This is a genomic window from Mucilaginibacter gilvus (assembly GCF_004054195.1).
Classification (GTDB): domain Bacteria; phylum Bacteroidota; class Bacteroidia; order Sphingobacteriales; family Sphingobacteriaceae; genus Mucilaginibacter; species Mucilaginibacter gilvus.
Window position 1 is genome coordinate 492,523 of record NZ_SBIW01000002.1, and the last position, 19,835, is coordinate 512,357.

A 19,835-nucleotide genomic window follows, 5' to 3' on the forward strand; every position below is an offset into this window, starting at 1 on the left:
TTAACATACAAAACATTTTTTTTGGCTATTTGATGGGCGGGAAAACACAGACCAGGATAAGACTACCCTGAGCATTCGGACCGGCTTTTTACCGGGCCTTTTTATTCAGCGCCAGCAAGGCTTCATAAACGGCGTTGTGCAAAATGGTCAAATGATTCTCTTTAGGGAGATAGCTATAGGTGGATTTTAAATCCCTATCGCCCTCTAAAATTTGAGAGAGTTTTTTAGCATCCCCTACCATTTGCGGGCCTTCGTTGCCCACAAGCAGGTAGGCGTTTACACCTTTATACGAATGAGAACGGCGCATCGCAACAGCGCCCTTTAGCAGGTTTTCGGTATCCCACCAAAGGCTTGGGCTTACAATAATGTATTGGGTAAACAGCGACGGTTTCTTCAACAGTATTTCCGTTGCCAGTAAACCGCCAAGCGATTGCCCAATGAGGGTTTTACTATTACTTACCTTATAAAACTTTTGGATATGCGGCTGCAGTTCGGTCCCTAAAAAAGCCATGAACTTTGCCGAGCCGCCGGATGTGGGGACCAGCTTCGCATCAGCTTTATTGGCCGATGGATAGGTAAAATCTCTTTTACGGTCTGCATTGGCTACGCCTACCACAATGGTATTGGGCATGGCCTGTATCATGCTCAAAAACTGGACAACGCCAACCACGTGGATAAAGTCCTCGTCCTTGCTACCATCCAGCAGGTAAATTACCGGGTATTTGGTGGTGGTATCTTTATCGTAACCATCGGGCAGGTAAATATTCAGGGTGCGGTCCTCGCCAAGCACAGCGGATTGCACGTGATCGATAATACCGATATTAAGCGGGTAACGCTCGCCTTTGGCAATAGAGGCAATCTGAGCATTTGATACATTGCAGGTAAACAATACGGCAAGCAGCAGCAGTAATTTTCTCATCCTCAAAAATAAAATAATCAGCTTAAAACCACGCCATTTTTCAGCGCCTCGTCGTAGCGTTCTTTATCAAACCTGTACAAATGCGGCGAACGATGCGGGCCAATGCTGCGTTTCTCGTCCAGTTTGATCAGCAATCCAAGCGCAATCAGTTTCTTTGGGAAATTACTGATATCGAGCTTTTTGCCAAGCAGGGTTTCGTACAGCGCGTGGATCTCGGTCAGGGTAAATTTTTCGGGCAGCATATTGTAACCGATAGGGTAATGGTACAGCTGTATGCGCATGGTGTGCAGGGCCTCGCGCACCATCTCGTCGTGGTCGAATTCCAGCGCAGGCAGGTTATTTATGTCAAACCATTCGCAATCTATGCTCATCATATCGGGCTGCAAAACCGTCCGCGAAAAATCGGTTATCGAATAAAAACCAACGGAGATGGTTTGGTCTATCAGCCAGTTGTTGCGGCTCACTTTCACGCCTAAAATTTGCCCCCATTTTTCTTCGTCGAACTCCTCAAACTTGGCGCGGTTTGGGTCGCCAAAGGTTTTAAACTGCTGCAAAAACAGGTTATCCACGCCGGTACGTTCCTTTACGTTTCGGGCGGCAGCCTCCACCAGTTTCTCGGTACGTTTGATGTATCCCCCCGGCAGGCACCAGCCATCTACCGCTTTGTGTTTTATCAGCAATAACTTTAGCTGCTGCTCGTGGTAACCGAAAATGGCGCAATCTAAAGACACATGGGGGACGTAATCCTTATGCCCGTTCAGTATAAAATCTTCTATCTGCTCCTGCGTAACCATGCGCTAAATTAACAATCCCCGGCGTAAATTCTGCCTGAGAAATTTATTTAGTAAATTTTACTAAATAACAAAATATTGTATCTACCTTCATTTTTATAAACCTAAAACCCGTAAGCCAACATCATGAAAACTACCCGCAGAGATTTTATCAGGCAAACCGCTATGAGCGCGGCGGGCCTGGGACTGGCAGCCACCCTGCCCGAATATTTGTACGCCGATACCAGCAAGGAACTGTTTTTTAAGATAGCCGTTTCGCAATTTTCCTTCGCCAGTCAGTTTTGGACGGGTAAGCTAAAATCGTTGGATTTTGCGGCCAAGGCAAAAGAACTTGGCATTAGCGGGCTGGATTATTGTTCGATGTTTTTCGCCAATAAAGCAACGGACGCACAGTATCTGGCCGACCTTAAACAACGTGCTGCGGATAACGGCAGCTACAACCTCCGCATTATGATCGATGGCGAGGGCGTACTTGGCGACCTGACCGAAACCGTACGTTTAAAAGCCGTTGAAAACCACTATAAATGGATAGATGCCGCGGCAACTTTAGGCTGCCCTATGATACGAGTAAATGTGGAAGGCGATGGCAACCCTGCCGATGTAGCAAAAGCTGCTGTGGATAGCCTGGGCAGGCTAATAGAATATGGCAAGAAAAGCAAGATAGATGTTATTGTGGAGAACCACGTGGGCATCTCCTGCAACGGTGCCTGGCTGGCCGATGTGATGAAACAAGTGGACAGCAAACATTGCGGCGTACTGGCCGATTTTGGCAATTTCTGCATCAACCGCACCAAGCCCAAAACCAATGATATTGCCGGATATATGGAAACCAAATGCCTGGAGGAATACGATAAATACAAGGGCATAACCGAACTGATGCCTTATGCAAAGGGGTACACGCTAAATCGCACTTTTTTAGCGAAGATGGCAACGACCCGGAGACCGACTTTTATAAGATGTTCAAGATCATTAAGCAATCGGGCTTTAAGGGTTGGGTGAGTGTTGAGTATGAAGGCGGGTTGCTGAAAATGTACAGTAAGGATGCTAAATACCCTGAGGATTATGCAGGCACAACGGCCACCAAAAACCTGGTGGAAAAAGCGGGACGAATGGCGTAGTGCCAATTGGGCAAAATGATGATCGTTATTAGTGCTCTGTTAGGAATGGCAATGTAGTATTATCGTCAGTGGAAGTTACTTTCTTTTGGCAGCAAAAGAAAGTAACCAAAGAAAACTGCCGGCTACGTTCCGCACTTTTTAAGTTACTGCGGTTTCAGAGCCTGTGACACCCGTGCGTTCCTGATGCCGGTTTTTTAGGGACTCGTTAGATTCTTCAGGCTCGCAAACGTCTTATAAACATTTCCATAAAGATAAAAAGAGCTTTGCAACAACATATTTGCAAGCAGGCTGTTGAGCAATAAACAGCCTGCTACTATGAAAGCGTTCATCCTCAACTGCACCTTAATACCATCGCCAAATTTTTCCAATACCGACGCTCTGATCAATAAAGCTGTGGCCCAGTTACAGGAACAGGGTGCTGAAACCGAGGTGTTACGATTGGTAGATTTTAAGGTGAAATTCGGCAACGAAAGCGACCTGGGCGATGGCGACGAGTGGCCTATCTTGTTAGAAAAAATACGGACATGCAATATATTCATCCTGGCTACTCCTATCTGGATGGGACGTTTGGCATCAACAGCGCAACTGGTTATTGAGCGGCTGGATGCCATTTTTCATGAAGAAGGTTTCGCGGATGAAGAAACAGGGCAATATTTCACTTACAACAAAGTAGCGGGTTGCTTAATTACAGGTAACGAAGATGGTGCCCACTCCTGTGCCGCGCAAGTACTTTGGGCTATGCAGGAATTTGGCTTCACCATCCCGCCAAATGTAAACGCCTACTGGGTTGGCCTTGCCGGCCGCGGTAAAGATTATGTAGAAGCCGGCGGCGAGAAGCATTATTTCACCAACCAAACGGTAAGATACCTCGTGGCGAATTTAATGTTCTTCGCGAAATTGTTGAAGGCGCACCCTATCGACACCAATTTAAAAGAACTCGACGAAAAAGCAAAAAAGGAAAGCGTAAAACCGGATGAATAATCAAAGTTTTCTTACTGCTTTACCATCTTCAGCATCAGCACATCGTGCGATGCAATATCCTGCTTAAAGTTGCCTTTTGTGGTGCCCGAAGACTTCTTTAACCAAAGATCGCGCAGGGTGTAAGTGCCGTTGGCGAGTTTTAGGTTTAAGCCGGTTGTTTTATCTTCCACAGTCAAGTCGCCCCATTTAATATTAAGCTTTTGGGCGTGGTTAGAACGGTTTAGGAAACAAACAGCCACCTCGTTATTCTTTAGCGGCTTCACCCAAACTTCAACGCTATCCGCCATCGGTATCTTATAGGCGGCTATACCTAAAACATCCTGATCTATCGCTACTACCTCTTTATTGGTTAAGATAGATTTGGTTTGTTCAGACATATTCCGCAGATCGTTACCGGCTGCCAGCGGAGCAGATAACATGCACCACATCGAAAAATGGGCTTTGTCTTCTGCATAGCTCATGCCGTTACCCACTTCCAGCATATCGGCATCGTTCCAATGATTGGGGCCGTTATATTGGCGAATGGCGGGTTGTTTATCTAAAATGGTCATTACGCTGCTGGCAGTCCAGGTACCCATGTGTTTATCCTGGCTAAAATTGGCTGTGATATCGCCGGTGGTGCGGTATAATTCGCCAACGCCTTTTGCCCAAAGCCAGGGTTTGTGGTTACCCCATTCGCACAGGCTAAAAACAATAGGCCGCCCGGTTTCCTTTAACGCCGAACTCATGGTGATGTAGGCTTCCCTTGCGTTCAGGCTATCAGTATTACACCAATCGTACTTTAAAAAATCAACACCCCATGATGCGTACAGGCGGGCATCCTGGTATTCGTGCCCACGGCTACCGGGGTAACCGGCGCAGGTTTTGTTACCCGCGCAGTTGTAAATGCCAAACTTTAGGCCTTTATTATGCACATAGTCGGCAAAGGCTTTCATTCCATTAGGGAATTTCTTCGGGTCGGCAACCAAGTAGCCTTTGGTGTCGCGTTCCATCATCATCCAGCCATCATCCAACACAAAATACCGGTATCCTGCATCCTTCATGCCCGATGATACGTAAGCATCCACCATTCCTTTCAGCAACGGCTCATCAATTTTTGTTTGGAAGGTGTTCCAGGTGTTCCAGCCCATTGGCGGGGTTGGCGCCAGGTTGCCGGTTTCCAGTTTAACTTTGGCTACGGCCACGGGTGCCGCGCCATCAGTTTGCGCCGATGTCTTAAAATTAATTGTTAAAATCCCGGCCAAGGCCAGGCAGCCGGCTGCTAAATGTTTTGTTATCATAGTTTTATTTACCTTCTGCAATGAGGAATACCGCGCCGCGGGCGGGCACGTTTACGGTTATACCACCTGCAATATCGGAAGTATTTGCCGCAATTGTAGCATAGTTTGACGGGCCACCCGAAGTACCTGAAGGCCCTGTTCCGTTGATTAAAACCTTTTGCGAAAAGGAGCCGTTATCCGTACCGCCATTAAGGGTGTAGTAGTAATATTTTGTGCCGGGGGCGAAATTTTTAAAGCTGATGGTAACCACATGGTCGGCGCTGCTCCTGTTTACCAATACCGTACCTGCCTGCCCCGATGTAAACGACGAAGCGTAACTCATAATATCAGGGCTGCCGGTTACGGTTGAGCTTACCATCCTATCGCCAAAGTATTTTTGGAAGTAATACATATAGTAGAAGGCGGGCCTTGCATTCCATTTTGCCGCGCCGGGCTCGTCGCCTATGTTGAAAAGGCCGTGATCATTACCGTTCTCCCAGCCATTGGCCAAATCCCAGCGGCTTGCCATGCTGAATTGGTTCTTCAGCATTTCGCCCAATACCATTACGGCGTGTACGCCTGTTACGTTTGATACCATTTGTTTGGAGCCGGTAGAGAAAATGTTCCACTCATCCAGCGCAACCGGTTTTTGGTTAACGCCAGCATTCGTGGCAGATGTTTTAACCCAGTTCATCATACCGGTGGTAACCGGGCCGGGGGTTGCCAGGATCACCTCGGGGGTAGAGTTTTGATTATAAGGTGTGTAGTAATTATGCACCACGTAAAAATCGGGCGAGTTACCTGCCTGTGAAAGCACATTGGCATTCCAGTTTTGGATAATGGTGGAAGTGTTGTTTTTTTCATCCGCCTCGGTTAGTACTATCCCTATTTTGATATTGGTATTACCAACCTCGGCAGCAGCCTTACGCATCGAATCGGCATAAATTTTAAAGTGGTTGCCGTATAGGGTACCGTTTAACAGTTGTGGCTGCCCATCTTTATTGTTGGCAGTGTTGATACGGTTACCCGCTTCCCATGTGCCATAGTTCTCGTTACCAATTTCCCAGTATTTGGTGCGTCCATTATCGTGGCGTACCCATTGCGCGGCCAGGTGCGCAGCTGCTTCGGCAGGCTTTGGGCCGGTACCGTAGCGGGCGTATCCGTAGTTTACCGTGATGATGCCCGTACTGTTGGTTTGCTGCAAAACCTTGTAATAGTTATCTAAAGAGAAGGTCCAGCTATCGGGTCTGTTGCCCAGCCAATAACCAGCGTCGGCAGCAACCCCAGCGTTGTTCAGGATCTGAGCAGGCGCATCGGCGGGGATAACACCATCCCAAAAGTAAATATCAGAAAGGCTTCCACCCGGGAAACGCAAAATATTTGGTGAAAGTGCGGTTAGGTTCTCCATCAAAATGGGCTCGGTAATGTACTGGCCCATGTAGGGATTGGTATTATTACCAAACAGGTATTTAGATACCTTGCTTACCACTTTGCTGTAATCAACAGTAGCGGTGATGCTGCCGGCAGCCGGCTTAGCGGCTGTTTTCAGCGTGGCGGGAATTTCAAATGTTTTAGGTGCCCAGGCATCCAGGAAAAAACCCTGGCTCGCGGCCAGTGCCGGGTCGGTTTGGGGGAGGATAACGGTTGTACCGCCGTCTGTAGTGCCGCCCATATCTACAGGGGTAACGGGCTTGCTCTCTTTTTTACAGGCCTGCAAAATGGCCAGGGTAAGCACTAATGCTGCCCCAAATTTTCTAAAATTTTTCATTTCGATGTTTTATTTTTTGCCCTTTTTTGATAAAAAAGCCCCGAAAAGCAAACTTTACCTTCAAAAACCTGCACGTTTTTATGTTTTTTTCGCGCCTTTTAGCTGTTTTTTAGCACCATTTTTCAACTATATAAAAATTCGATTTCCCGTATAGGTCTCTCTAAATTCCTTTGGAATGCATAATTTTTTCCTTTTAAAAATCCGGTTGAAATTGGAGATATTATTAAAACCGCATTTATAGGCTATTTCGGCCACCGTAGTGGTGCTATCTATCAGCATCCGCGAGGCGTGGCCAAGGCGGATCTCGTTAAGGCTATCGATAAAAGTTTTGCCGGTGCGTTTTTTAATGAACCTGCTGAAAGATGCCTCGGGCATATTGGCAATTCTGGCCACTTCGGCCAGCGTTACCGATTTGGTGTAATTGGTATTGAGGTATTCATAAACCTTCTCTATGCGGCGACTATTGTAATTGAATTTTTCGATAGCAAACGCGGGGTCCGACAGGGTTTTCATGTTACGGGAGATGGAAAGATCGTGCAGAATGGAGAGGAGCTCCAGCACCGAATCAAAACCATTTTTTTTATCCAATGATAACAGCCTGTCTTTTAAGATCATTATCGTTTGAGGTGGAAAGCTGATGCCCCGTTGCGAGCGCTCCAGCATGGCCTTTACAAAGCTCATTTGGTTACGGCGAAGGAATTTATCATCGAACAGATCTTTATGGAACTGAATGGTAACCTCCGTAATATCTTCGCTGCAGCACTGGTGGGTAAACCAGGTATGGTACAGGTTTGGGCCGATGAGCACCAGTTCCATATCGTTTATCACTTCTATATTGCCACCCACTACCCGTTTTGCGCCTTTGGCGTTAATGATGAAGTTAAGTTCATATTCATCATGGTAGTGCAGCGGAAAATCAAACTTGTTCTTCACTCTGGAAGATATGGTAAAACAGTCGCCTGGGGTAAGCGGCGTTATCTCGTGCATTACGTTGTTGGATGTCATCATATCATTATCTCACAGGCTGTGAACGGGTCACAGCTTTGCCACTTCTTCTGCATTTAAAACTTTGGCGGTAATATCATCTATCAGCATGGTGCCCGATGCATAGCCCATGGCCAGCAGCACCCTGAAACTAACGGCGGTTGCCGGCACCTTAACTTGTTTTTTGGCCTGCTCCCAATCGTGATCGCCGCTTAGGCGGGCAATGTTTTCGCCATCGCCAATTTTCTTATCCGCCTTATCTAAAAACTCAATGTTAAAAATAGCACCCTTCCACTCGTCGTCGCCCTTTACCACGTTAATGGTTTTCAGCCATCCCGAAAACTCCATCCCAAGCGTGTTTTTGGGGATGCGTACCGATTGGCTGAGGCCTACCCAATTATTGGCGTTGTACACAATAATGGCACAGGCATTTTTGCCGCCTTTATAATCCCAAGGGGTAATTTTAGCTGTATTATCGGCCGTCCAGTCGGATAGCGCGTCTTCAAAGCCACCGTTGCTAACGAGATTTTTTTGCGCCGATGCTGTATGCGCAAGCAAAAAAAACAGAACACAACCTAACAGCGTATAAATTTTCATGTGGTTAAAAATTTGAAGGTTTTAAAAAAACCACCATCGGCCCGGAACGGACCAACGGTGGCTATTAACTAAATCAAACTATTATATGAAACCAATATCGTCTACGTAGAAGGTTGCCGGAGCGGCAGTTCCCTGCGTTTGCATTACAAACTCGTTGATGTTGCCTGGGTCGCCCAATTGGCTAAGCGGTATGGTATAGTCGGTGTAAACGCCGGCTTTCATGGTAACTACCACGCTTACGCCATCGCCGTAACCGCCGTTGATCACCACACGCACCTTATCGCCATCTTTAATACCGGCACCACCGTAGATAGAGAATTTAAGCGCCGTAAAGCCTTTTGTTTTAGCATTGAGGGTAGCGCCGCCGTAGCCTATCTGCAGGGCACCGTAACCGTTATCAACTGTTGTAGCAATAGCGTAAAGCCCGCGTTTAGGATGCTGGGTGTCTTTAAAGTTACGGGTACTTCCGTAGCCATCATAGTTGCCCCATCCATTTTGCAAAGCTTCATCATACAGCACCGATTTAAAGCCGAACGCTGCTGCCGACTTAGAGGTTCCGCCCGATGTGGTTACATAAAGGTAAGCTTGCACTATGCCTGCAGGTACCTGCACCTTCACTTCAGTATCGGTTGGTGTGCCAATTACGGTAGCCGGTGTATCGTCAAACTTAACAGTGGCACCGGCCAGCACACTTCCGGTTATGGTAACAATATCGCCTGCACCGGCTGCTAATGGGGTAAACGATGTAATTACCGGTGGCGGCTGCAATATGCCGAAATCGTAATCAACCGTACCCTGGGTGGTAACCACGGTTAGCTTATTGGTTTGTGTTGGCCCAAAAGGCACATCTGCCGAAACAGTGAAGATGACAATGTTATCGGTAACCAAAGCGGGGTTAAAATAAACCTGCTTGCCGTTTACCAATACCTTGGTAGTACTCAGCAGGTTTTCGCCTACTATGGCGTACTGGGTGTTTAGCCTGCCCGCTACCACGGTAGAGTCGAACGGTACTACCTTAATATCGTTGTAAACGTTAGCAGAATCGAGATTAACGGGGTGTGATACGTTTTCGATAGTATCTGTCTTACTCAGGTACCTTACCCTTGTTACTTTTGGCGCGCCTTTGCCGCCGGTTTGCACCGTGTCTTTTCTGCACGATGCAATGCCGAACACCATCAATACCGATAGTATCCAGTAGAATGATCTTGTTTGTTTTAATATCTTTTTCATGGTATTACTATTTAAAAACGTAAGGTACTGGTGCCTCTTTCAGTTTTGGATTTGATGCTACTTCGGTAGCCGGATAAGGCAGGCGGAAACTTGCATCGGTTACGTTGGCGTTAAACTCGTTTGCGTAACGTACAGGCGGCGTGCTGTTATCAGATGTACCGCGATCCTGTTGTTTTATCATCTGGATGCCTTTAGGGTGCGCAGTAGCATTAAAGCCATCTACCCTGCCCAGGTCAAAAAAGAAATCGTCCTCAAATGCAAACTCTCTGCGTCTTTCGTCGATAATATCATCGCGAAGCAAATTCACAGGAACAGCAGGTGACGGGAACGCGCCGTAGTGAGAAATATTAGGGTTAGGTATACTGTAAAACCTTTTGATAACGGTTAAGTTGCCAAGGCCTGCACGGTTACGCACTTTGTTTATAGCTGCTAAGGCCTGAGGATCTGAACTGGTTAAGGCGCCTGACATTACAGCTTCGGCCTTGATCAGATACACATCCGACAAACGCATCATGTAGGTATTATTTGGTGCCGATTGTGCCGCGCTTACGCCGCCGTTATCTGCGGGGGTACCTACTACATATTTCTTCACCTGTGCATGCGTGCCTTGTGAACTGGCATCGGCAGGCAGGGTGTAACCGCCTTTATCTGAATTGATCTCGGGATAATGATCTCCCGGCAGCATGATGGTTGCTTTGCGGCGAAGGTCGCCCGGATCGTACATATCCTGCAGGTCGAATGTTGGGGCTATTGCACCGTAGCCATCGCCTGTGCCGGTGATCAGTGAGTTATAGGCAAATGAGGCCTGCTGCGGGTTACCTTTACCGTAACCGCCTGTAGCCGACCATTGCAACTGGATAATAGATTCCTCGTTGTTATTATTGGCGGTTAAAAACAGGTCGTTGTAGGTTTTACCGGCAACATCCGCTCCGTATAATTTAAACTCACCGCTGTTGATCACTTTATCGGCCTGCGCCTTTGCATTGGTATAATCTTCCATGTACAAGTACACTTTCGCTAACAAGGCCGAAGCCGAGCCGCTTGACACCCTGCCCGATGATTTGCCGCTGCGCGGACCCATTACGGTAAGGTTAGCTTCCGCGAATTTTAAGTCGTTCACAATGAATTTGTAAACATCCGGTACCACGTTGGCATTGATCTGGTAATCCTTTACATAATCTAAGCTATTCTCAATAATTGGCACAGGGCCCCATCCACGCACTAAGTGGAAGTAAGCTAAAGCACGGAATAAGTGCGCTTCGCCAAGGGCATTGTTAATTACCGGTTGGCTTACTGTTGAAGGCACTTTAACCGGCAGATTGTTTATCAACGCGTTTGCCTGCGCTACGGTGATGAATAACGAGTTCCAGGCACCGCTCAGCTCAAAGTTGCCATCCGTAACCGAAAAATTGGAAAAGTTTACCACGTCAGACGAGTAGGTACGGCCGTTACCACCGCTAAGATCGGTGATGCTCCAGCCAGCCTTACCGCACCAGCCAAACCAGGTAGCACTATAAAGCGCGTTGGTACTGGCCGTAACCTGTGCATCTGTTTGATAGTAGTTATCCAAAGTAATAGCACTTTGGGGCGGGCGGTTAAAAAAGTCTTTTTTGCAACTGCTGGTTGTAACTCCTGCTACAACAGCCATCGACATTATATATTTTAAATATTTTTTCATCTCAATTCTCTCTAATATTTAGTTAAAATTCTGCGTTGATACCAAAGGTGATAGTGCGCGGCGCAGGGTACCTGCCCACATCAACACCTGTTAAAAACGCGTCCTGGTTTAGCGAACCAATTTCCGGGTCGAGCCCTTTGTATGGGGTAAACACATACAGGTTTTGACCGCTTGCATAAACTCTCAGGCGGTTAAGCTTTACCTTTTTTATCCATGCCGATGGCAGGCTGTAGCCGATGCTTACGTTTTGGATACGCAGGAACGAACCGCTTTCAATAAACCTGTCGGAGTTCTTCAGGTTGGGGTTATCGCCACCTCTTGGGGTAGGGATATTTGAATCGGAGTTGGTGGGTGTCCAGAAATTAGATACCGAAGCCAATTGGTTTTGGTATAAACCGGATAAGCCTGCGATAGAATAATTTAATACATTGAATATTTTGGCCCCGTAAGAACCATTCAGGAAGAACGAAAGATCTACCGATTTGTAAGTAAAGCTGTTGGTGATACCATAAGTAAACTTAGGATTACCACTGCCCAGTGAGGTTTGATCTGCCTCATCTATCTTGCCATCGTTATTCAGATCCTCATACTGGATATCGCCTAAATAAGTCCCACCTGAGTTATTAGCTACCGGGCGGCCAAATTGGGTAGGTGCTGTGCGCAACTGCTCGGCAGTTTTAAAGATGCCCTTAACCTTGTAACCATAAAACTCACCAACAGGGCCGCCTACTGTTGTGCGGGTAACCGGCAACGACAGGAAGCTTACGCCAACCGAACGGTTGATGAACGGAACCCCCTCTGCAAGGGAAACCACTCTATTTTTGTATTTTGAGAAGATAACGGTTGTGTTCCATTTAAAATTCTTCTCTGCAATATTGCGCGAGTTGATGGTAAATTCGAAACCGCGATTATACAATTTACCACCGTTGATGAACGGAGGGTTGATAACACCCGTACCCGAATACTCAGCACTCTGGCCTAATAAGAAAGCCGGCAACGCTGCCTGGAACAGGAAGTTTTTTGATGTTTTGTCGAAATAATCGAAGCTGGCATCTATGCGGCCAAACAAAGAGAAATCAACACCGATATCGGTTTGGATGGCTGTTTCCCAGGTTAAGTTAGGGTTAGCTACTTTATCAATAGTAAAACCTGTACCCAAGCCGGTTGTTAACGAATTAAGTGCGGAGCCGTAAAGATAGTTCGGTACCGATTGGTTGCCCACCTGGCCGTAACCTACGCGCAGTTTAATATTATCGGCAACAGATTTTACGCTGGCCAAAAACGGCTCTTCAGATAAGCGCCATGATACCGCGAACGATGGGAAGTAACCCACCTGATGGCCTTCGGCAAATTTAGAGGACTTATCACGGCGGATAGTCGCGGTGATGCTGTAACGGTTATTGTACGTGTATATGGCACGTGCGAATTGTGATTCGAGCGACTGCCCGTCTTTATACTCACCATTGGTAGCGGTTTTGGCATCGCCCAGGTTCAGGGTTTTGAGGTCGTTACTCAAAAAGCTCTGTACGCCGGCATCAATACCGCCCCAGTTACTCTCGTTCACCTCGTAACCTAATAAACCGGTAACGGCATGTTTTGTACCAAAGGTGTGATTGTAATTTAAATATTCTTTCCAACCCCAATAGTTCGAGTTCGCATTGTACACGTTAAGTTTAGCCGTAGGGTTAACATTATATGGGCCGTACGCGTACGATGGCTGGAAAACCTTTGCGTTCGACCAGTTGAAATCACCATTCAATTCCGACCGTAAGGACAGGTCTTTGTAGAAACGGGTATCGGCATAAATGCTCGCGTTTACATTGCTACGCACCAGGTTGTTGTATATATCCAACGCGCGGGCAACCGGGTTGATCTGCCCGCCCTGTTGGTTAGCCTCCGGCAAAGGGCCCGAGAAAGTACCATCCGCATTACGTACCGACTGATCGGGAGCGCTTAATAACGCGCCGTAAATAACACCATTGTTATCGCCAATGGATACGTTTTGGTTACTGCGGTTACCCGAGATAGCAGCACCTACCTTAAACCACTCCTTTACCTGCCCGTTTACATTGGTACGGAAGTTATAGCGGTTAAAATCGTTACCGAGGATGGTACCCAGTTGTTTTAGGTACCCGCCAGATATATAGTAATCTACACCATCCTTAGCACCCGAAAATGATAACTGATGGTTTTGCATTGGCGCGGTACGGAAGATCTCCTCCTGCCAGTTGGTGCCCGGGCCAAGCAGGCTTGGGTCGGCAAATTCGCTGCGGCGCTGGGTGCCTTGTGCATCGGCCAGTGCGTTTTGCAGTGTAGCGTATTGCGGCAGTTTCATCATATCTAAGAATTTGCCCTGCTCCTGAAAACCCGCGTAACCATCATAAGCAACGCGTGCGCCGCCGTTTTTTCCACGCTTGGTGGTGATGATAATTACACCGTTAGATGCACGGCTGCCGTAAATAGCCGTTGCCGATGCATCCTTTAAAACATCGATAGACTCGATATCGCTTGGATTGATCAAAGCTAACGGACTCACGGCAGATTGATCGTTATTAACGTTGTTCAGCTGTGGAGAGCGGCCACTGGTAGATTTGTTTGTAGCATCGCCTGAGATAGGTACGCCATCGATAACATACAGTGGTTCGTTTGATAAACTAAGCGAGGTAACCCCACGCACCCTTACCGAAGTAGAGCTACCTGGTGCACCCGAGTTTTGGGTGATAGTTAAACCCGCCGCTTTTCCCTGCAGCATCTGATCGATACTGGGTTGCGGGATATTGGCGATATCCGATGCTTTTACGGATGATATGGCACCGTTGACATCCTGCCTGCGCTGGCTACCGTAACCGATAGCTACCACGTTTACATCGGTAAGCGAGGTAGTAGATGATTTTAGCGTTACATCAATTTGCGTACGGCTGCCAATGGTAATTTCCTGCTGTTGCATACCAATAAAGCTGAAAACTAAAATGCGGCTGCCGGCAGGCACTGTAATGGTGTAGTTACCGTCGATATTGGTAATTGCATTTACTTTGGCATCCTTCACCGTAACGGTTACGCCGGGCAAGGTTATGCCCTTGTCGTCGGCTACAGTTCCTCTGACCACTGTTCCGCCTGTTTGCGCCATGCTTCGGGCGCAAATGAAAAAGGAGGCAAACAGCAGTGCTATTCGTAGAATTTTCCTCATGTTGTTTTGGTTTGTGTTGGTTTTATATTCGATTTAATTTGGTACATGTATTTGCTCACAGGGTGCCAAAACACCATTATTAGCGGCGAAACGGCTACAGCAAAATCTGATAGCTCATAGCCACCGGTGATGCCCTGCAATTAAAAAAAAAATAAAAATTTGGTTCTGTTGGTTTATACAATATTGCCGCGGCTAATTGGTACCGGGCTATATTCATTATACTGGGTTAAAATTATATGGTATAATTAGCCCCGTTGTGGATAAATAGGGGCACAAATGTCAACCCGAATTAATTATCTGGAAATCAGTCAATTAATATAATAACAGGCACCTATCTGGCGAGAATAGTTACAAATGTGTACCCTTTTTTGGGGTGGAGTACTTTATAAAGGGTAAGAATAGTATTACCTAAAATCGTAACAAGGGTTTATATTTTAATGATGTGGCGGAGAATTTCATCCGGGGGAGTAAAGCGAGATGCATGATGTATATAATACACTATCCTGTAGTATTTTGATTATCCAAGGTAGGATGTAACAAGAGTTCTATCAGGTCTCCCACCGCTTAAGTTATCACATAAAATGTGGTGCACTTCAAAAAATCCGCGGAACTCATAATGCGTTCCAATGGAACGCGGCGGTATTGATATTTTTTTTCTACCCATAAGGTATCCCGAAGGGATACTGGATCGTATTCTCGTCCCTTCTTGACGGCTCATGGGTAGAGAAACAACCCATAAGGTATCCCGAAGGGATACTGGCTCGTATTCTCGTCCCTTCGGGACGGCTCATGGATAGAGAAACAAAATCCATGGTATCCCGAAGGGATACTGGCTCGTATTCTCGTCCCTTCGGGACGACTCATGGGTAGAGAAACAAAATCCATAAGGTATCCCGAAGGGATACTGGATCGTATTCTCGTCCCTTCTTGACGGCTCATGGGTAGAGAAACAACCCATAAGGTATCCCGAAGGGATACTGGCTCGTATTCTCGTCCCTTCGGGACGGCTCATGGATAGAGAAACAAAATCCATTTTAATGTTCCACCGGAACGTTTTATGATAGCCGGTAAGGGGAGCCTTTTGAAACTTAGCTATTCCTCGTTAAAACTATCCGCGTAGCGGGATGGGATGGTGTTAAATTCGGCTTTAAAGGTTTTTACAAAATACTTCTGGCTTTTAAAGCCCACTTTGTGGCATATCTGCGAGATGGTTAGGTGCCCGGTCTCCAGCAACTGCGCCGCGCGTTTAAGGCGCATCTGGCGTACCAGTTCGTTGGGAGTTTTGCCCGTCATCTGCAGTATTTTTTTGTAGAGGGTGTAACGGCTCACAAACATTTCGCTGCTCAGTTCCTCTACCGAGAAATTGGGATTGGAGATATTGCCATCTATCAGTACCAATACCTTTTTGATGAACAGCTCGTCTGGCGAATCTACCGCCATTTCTGTAGGGCTGGCATCTACCTGCTTCTGGTAGGTTTTGCGCATATTTTCTTGCTGGCTCAGGATGTTCTTGATCTTGGATGCCAGGATTTCGAAGTTAAACGGCTTGGTCATGTAATCGCTGGCACCGGTGCCCAGGCCTTTCAGTTGCTGTTCCTCGCCCGCTATGGCGGTTAATAATATAACTGGGATATGCGTGGTACGCTTATCGCTCTTGATCTTCAGGCACAGGTCTATGCCATTCATTTCGGGCATGGTAATATCACTTACCACGAGGTTAGGGTGCTGAGCGAGCGCCTTCTGCCAGCCCTTTTTACCGTTCTCGGCCTCAATAATGTTAAAGGAATCCTTTAAGTTATCTTTTATGTAGAAACGGAAATCGTCATTATCTTCCACCAGTAATACGGTAGGCCTTTTGACATCGCGTGCATCTTTAATGCGGATAAGCTTTTTATGACCGGTATCAAAAGTATCATCCGGATGATGAGGCAATTGCACAGGCGTATCGGTAAACAGTTTTTTATCCAGCTGCTGTAATGGCAATAAAACGGTAAAGCAACTGCCCTGATCCGGTTCGCTCTCTACAAATACCTCGCCCTGGTGCAGGCGCACAAATTCCTTGGTGATAGATAAACCGATCCCGCTGCCCTGGTTCAGCATACTGCCGGGGAGGTCATTTTGGAAGAATGGCTCGAAGATCTTTTCGATCTTATCGTGATCGATACCAATACCGGTATCAATGATCTTGATCTCCAGTTTGCTGTCCTTCCGTAAATTCAGCAGCACACTCACCTGCCCGCCCGCATGGGTAAATTTGTAAGCGTTGGATAACAGGTTGAACAAGATGCGTTCGATCTTATCATGATCGAAACTGGTGTAGTATTCTTCCACCTCGGTATCAAACACAAAATCAATTCCTTTTTGCTCGGCCACATCAGTAAAGGAGTGCGACAACTCGCGGATGAACGCAATTATATCTCCGCTGCGTTTGTGCAGCTTTAGTTCCTGGTATTCCATCTTCCGAAAATCGAGCAATTGGTTTACCAAATTCAGCAGGCGCTTGGCATTGCGGTTTACCAGTAAAAGCTGGTTTTTTACATCCTGGTCTTTTACGGTCTTCACAATTTTATCCACCGGTGCCATAATAAGCGAGAGTGGCGTGCGGAATTCATGACTTACGTTGGTAAAGAATTTTATCTTCATCAGGTCAAGCTCATGCAGGCGCTGGGTTTCTTCGCGCTCTTTTTCCAGCAGAAACTGTGTACGAAGCTTGCGAATACCTTCCCTGCGGATGTAGAATAAGGCGCAGATGAAAACCAACGCGTAGAGGAGGTAGGCGTAGGTGGTTTTCCAAAATGGAGGCAGAATTTTTACGTGCAGGCTTATTTCCTTACTGTTCCAAAAACCGGCGTTTGAAGCGCGCACTTTAAAGGTATAATCGCCCGCATCCAAATTGGTGTAGGGTGCTTTGCGGGTGAGGTTGTCTGCGGTTATCCAGTTGCCATCAAAGCCCTCCATCTTGTATTCAAACTTCACCTTATCCGGGTCGAAGTAATTGAGGGCGGAAAATTCAAACGAAAACACGTTTTCATTGTAGTTCAGCTCTATTCCCTTTAATTCGCTGATGGAACTGGGGAGGATAACTCTACCTAATACTTTTTCACCGACCGCTACGCTCTTGTTAAACACCTGAAAATCAGTAAAAACCAATTCGGGGATATGCCTGCTGGTATGCAGATCGGCCGGGCGGAAAACATTAAAGCCATTACTGCCGCCAAATATCAATTCGCCGCTACGGGTTTTGTATGATGAATAGGGCTGAAATTCCCGGCCCTGCAAGCCATCTTTTTCATTATAATTTACAAACCTGAATTTTAACAGCGGGGCACTCCTATCCACGAGGATGTTAGATAGGCCGTTTGGCGTACTTACCCAAATATTGTGGTTATCGTCCTCGCGCATATCAATGGTGGTATTATCGGGCAGCCCGTCCTTTGTGGTAAGGTTTGTAAAATGTCCGCTTACAGGGTCGAAGATGCTGAGCCCCTCGCGGGTGCTAATCCAAACCAAGCCCTTACTATCTTCTATAATGTTGTTTGTGAAATTATTAACGAGGCTGTTAGGGTCTTTATCATCATGTATATAGTGCGAAAACTCGTTGGTTTTACGGTTAAGCACATCAACACCGTAGGCGGTTACTACCCACAGGTTTTTGCGCCGGTCTTCCATTAGTGCCGACATATAATTGGAGTGCAGCGAATTATTTACACCGGCTTTAAAAGCGTAATGTGTAAACTTATCGGTTTTGCGGTTGAGCAGGTTTAATCCGCCGGCGAGTGTTCCCACCCAAAGATTGTGATCGCTATCCTCCAGTATCGACCAGATCCTGTCTTCAGACAGGCTGCCCGGATCGGTGTCGTTGTGCCGGTAGTGCTTAAACGTTCTCCCGTCGAAACAATCTAACCCGCCAAAGTAGGTACCTATCCACAGCTTCTGCTCATGATCCAGGTACATGCTCACAATAACGTTATTGGTAAGGCTGTTGGGGTTGGCGGCGTCGTGCAGGTATTTTTTAAAGCTGCCATCCTTGCGGTTAAAATAAACCAGGCCACCCCCGTTGGTGCCCAGCCAAAGGTTGCCCGCCTTATCTTCTATAAATTTGTTTACATCGCTAAAACTCAGGCTCGCCGGGTCAGACAGGTGATGCGTATACAGTGGGAACTTGATAATGCTTTCGTGGTAGTAACTCAGCCCCCGCTTATAGGTGCCTACCCAAATAATGCCCGCGTTATCTTTATACAACAAAATAATGCTGTTTTGGCTAACGGTTTTGTTATCGTCTTCGCGGTTGAGCAAATATTTTATGGTAAAGTCCTTCTTGTTGAGCAGGTTGATTCCGCCGTGGTCGGTCGCTATCCAAATGCGACCCTTATCGTCTTGTATCAGGTTTGATACCACGTTGGTGTTCAAACCCTTGGGGGAGGGGCCTTTATCTAAATGTTTAAAAATAGTTTGGTTATTGTTGATGTAGTAAACGCCAGACGAATAGGTAGGTACAAATGACCATATATCGTCGTCCTTATCAATAAAAACGCGATAGCCGGTGTTTAACCCGGCCGGTAATTCGCTTAGGATTTTACGGTAGTTTACTTTATAGGTTTTGGCATCGATGCGTTCTAAGATACCTTTATTGTACACCAGCCAAATATTGCCTTTAGAATCGGCTGCCAGGTCGGCAACGGTATTGCTGTAAATAGAGCCTTTATCTGTTGGGTGGTTGCTGATGTGCGTTGTGCGGTTTTTTGCCGCATCGTATTTGTAGAGGCCTGTAACAGAGTTTAAAAACCAAAAGCTGCCAAAACGGTCTTTTTTTACGGCTGTTAAATTCTGGGTAGGAACGCCTATTAGCCCGAGGTAACTACCAATATCGCGGCTGAATTTTTCGGTAGCCGGGTCGTAAATATTGTAACCGTTGCGGGTTTCTATCCAAAGCTTATCATTAGGGCCCTGCGATATGCTTACAATAAAATCGTCGTTGAGGCTGGTGGTGTCCCCTGCAATATGCTTAAACACTTTGAATTTATACCCATCGAATTTATTTAAGCCGGATAGCGTGCCGTACCACATAAAACCCTTGCTATCCTTTAACATGCAGTTCACCTGATTATGCGACAACCCGTTAGTGATATCGAGCTTGGAGAACTGGAACTCGTTATTTTGCGCGCATAGCCTTAACGCCATAAATAGCGTTAAAAATGCAAGCAGGTAAGCACGGTATCTCCTCATTCTAATTCCCAGGAATAAATAGTCCATCGCCCGCAGCAGAAACATCAAAAACAAATCCCGGTTGGCGAATGGTATAATTGGTCAATCAAAAATAGCT

13 protein-coding genes are annotated in these 19,835 nt (G+C 46.6%); 3 read left to right on the plus strand and 10 right to left on the minus strand.

Annotation, left to right across the window (positions count from 1 at the left end):
• Positions 1-88: 88 nt before the first annotated feature.
• Positions 89-919 carry an alpha/beta hydrolase gene (locus EPL05_RS05405; protein ID WP_128532859.1) on the minus strand — a complete coding sequence of 277 codons (831 nt, stop codon included), beginning with the start codon at positions 917-919 and terminating at the stop codon, positions 89-91.
• Between the two features lie 17 nt (positions 920-936).
• Complete coding sequence (locus EPL05_RS05410; RefSeq protein WP_128532861.1) at positions 937-1,713, minus strand: NUDIX hydrolase; 777 nt, start codon at positions 1,711-1,713, stop codon at positions 937-939.
• Positions 1,714-1,836: 123 nt separating this feature from the next.
• Here EPL05_RS05410 and EPL05_RS05415 point away from each other — a divergent pair, with 123 nt between their 5' ends.
• From EPL05_RS05415 to EPL05_RS05420, 3 genes are all read left to right on the plus strand, one after another.
• Entirely contained in the window at positions 1,837-2,709 is an 873-nt protein-coding gene (locus tag EPL05_RS05415) for a sugar phosphate isomerase/epimerase family protein (protein ID WP_208394678.1), read from the plus strand.
• Complete coding sequence (locus tag EPL05_RS24180; protein ID WP_208394679.1) at positions 2,667-2,828, plus strand: hypothetical protein; 162 nt, start codon at positions 2,667-2,669, stop codon at positions 2,826-2,828. The genes EPL05_RS05415 and EPL05_RS24180 overlap by 43 nt, the downstream gene beginning before the upstream one ends.
• Positions 2,829-3,143: 315 nt before the next feature.
• Positions 3,144-3,809, plus strand: coding sequence for a flavodoxin family protein (locus EPL05_RS05420; protein WP_128532863.1), 666 nt, complete (start codon positions 3,144-3,146; stop codon positions 3,807-3,809).
• Between the two features lie 11 nt (positions 3,810-3,820).
• On the opposite strand, the gene EPL05_RS05425 is transcribed toward EPL05_RS05420, so the two are convergent.
• From EPL05_RS05425 to EPL05_RS05460, 8 genes are all read right to left on the minus strand, one after another.
• The gene (locus tag EPL05_RS05425; RefSeq protein WP_128532865.1) at positions 3,821-5,089 is read right to left on the minus strand and encodes a glycoside hydrolase family 27 protein; all 1,269 of its coding nucleotides are present in this window, start codon (positions 5,087-5,089) and stop codon (positions 3,821-3,823) included.
• 4 nt (positions 5,090-5,093) lie between these two features.
• On the minus strand, positions 5,094-6,836 hold the full coding sequence (locus tag EPL05_RS05430; protein ID WP_128532867.1) for an alpha-L-arabinofuranosidase: 1,743 nt from the start codon (positions 6,834-6,836) through the stop codon (positions 5,094-5,096).
• Between the two features lie 126 nt (positions 6,837-6,962).
• Positions 6,963-7,844, minus strand: a complete 882-nt coding sequence (locus EPL05_RS05435) for an AraC family transcriptional regulator (protein ID WP_243837219.1) — start codon at positions 7,842-7,844, stop codon at positions 6,963-6,965.
• Between the two features lie 27 nt (positions 7,845-7,871).
• The gene (locus EPL05_RS05440; protein ID WP_128532869.1) at positions 7,872-8,417 is read right to left on the minus strand and encodes a hypothetical protein; all 546 of its coding nucleotides are present in this window, start codon (positions 8,415-8,417) and stop codon (positions 7,872-7,874) included.
• 81 nt (positions 8,418-8,498) lie between these two features.
• Positions 8,499-9,647: an IPT/TIG domain-containing protein gene (locus EPL05_RS05445; RefSeq protein ID WP_128532871.1), complete on the minus strand. Its 1,149-nt coding sequence runs from the start codon at positions 9,645-9,647 to the stop codon at positions 8,499-8,501.
• A 7-nt stretch (positions 9,648-9,654) separates the two neighbouring features.
• Complete coding sequence (locus EPL05_RS05450) at positions 9,655-11,325, minus strand: RagB/SusD family nutrient uptake outer membrane protein (protein WP_128532873.1); 1,671 nt, start codon at positions 11,323-11,325, stop codon at positions 9,655-9,657.
• Positions 11,326-11,347: 22 nt separating this feature from the next.
• On the minus strand, positions 11,348-14,512 hold the full coding sequence (locus EPL05_RS05455; protein WP_128532875.1) for a SusC/RagA family TonB-linked outer membrane protein: 3,165 nt from the start codon (positions 14,510-14,512) through the stop codon (positions 11,348-11,350).
• A gap of 1,092 nt (positions 14,513-15,604) precedes the next feature.
• Positions 15,605-19,738, minus strand: coding sequence for a hybrid sensor histidine kinase/response regulator transcription factor (locus EPL05_RS05460; RefSeq protein WP_128532877.1), 4,134 nt, complete (start codon positions 19,736-19,738; stop codon positions 15,605-15,607).
• Positions 19,739-19,835 lie beyond the last annotated feature (97 nt).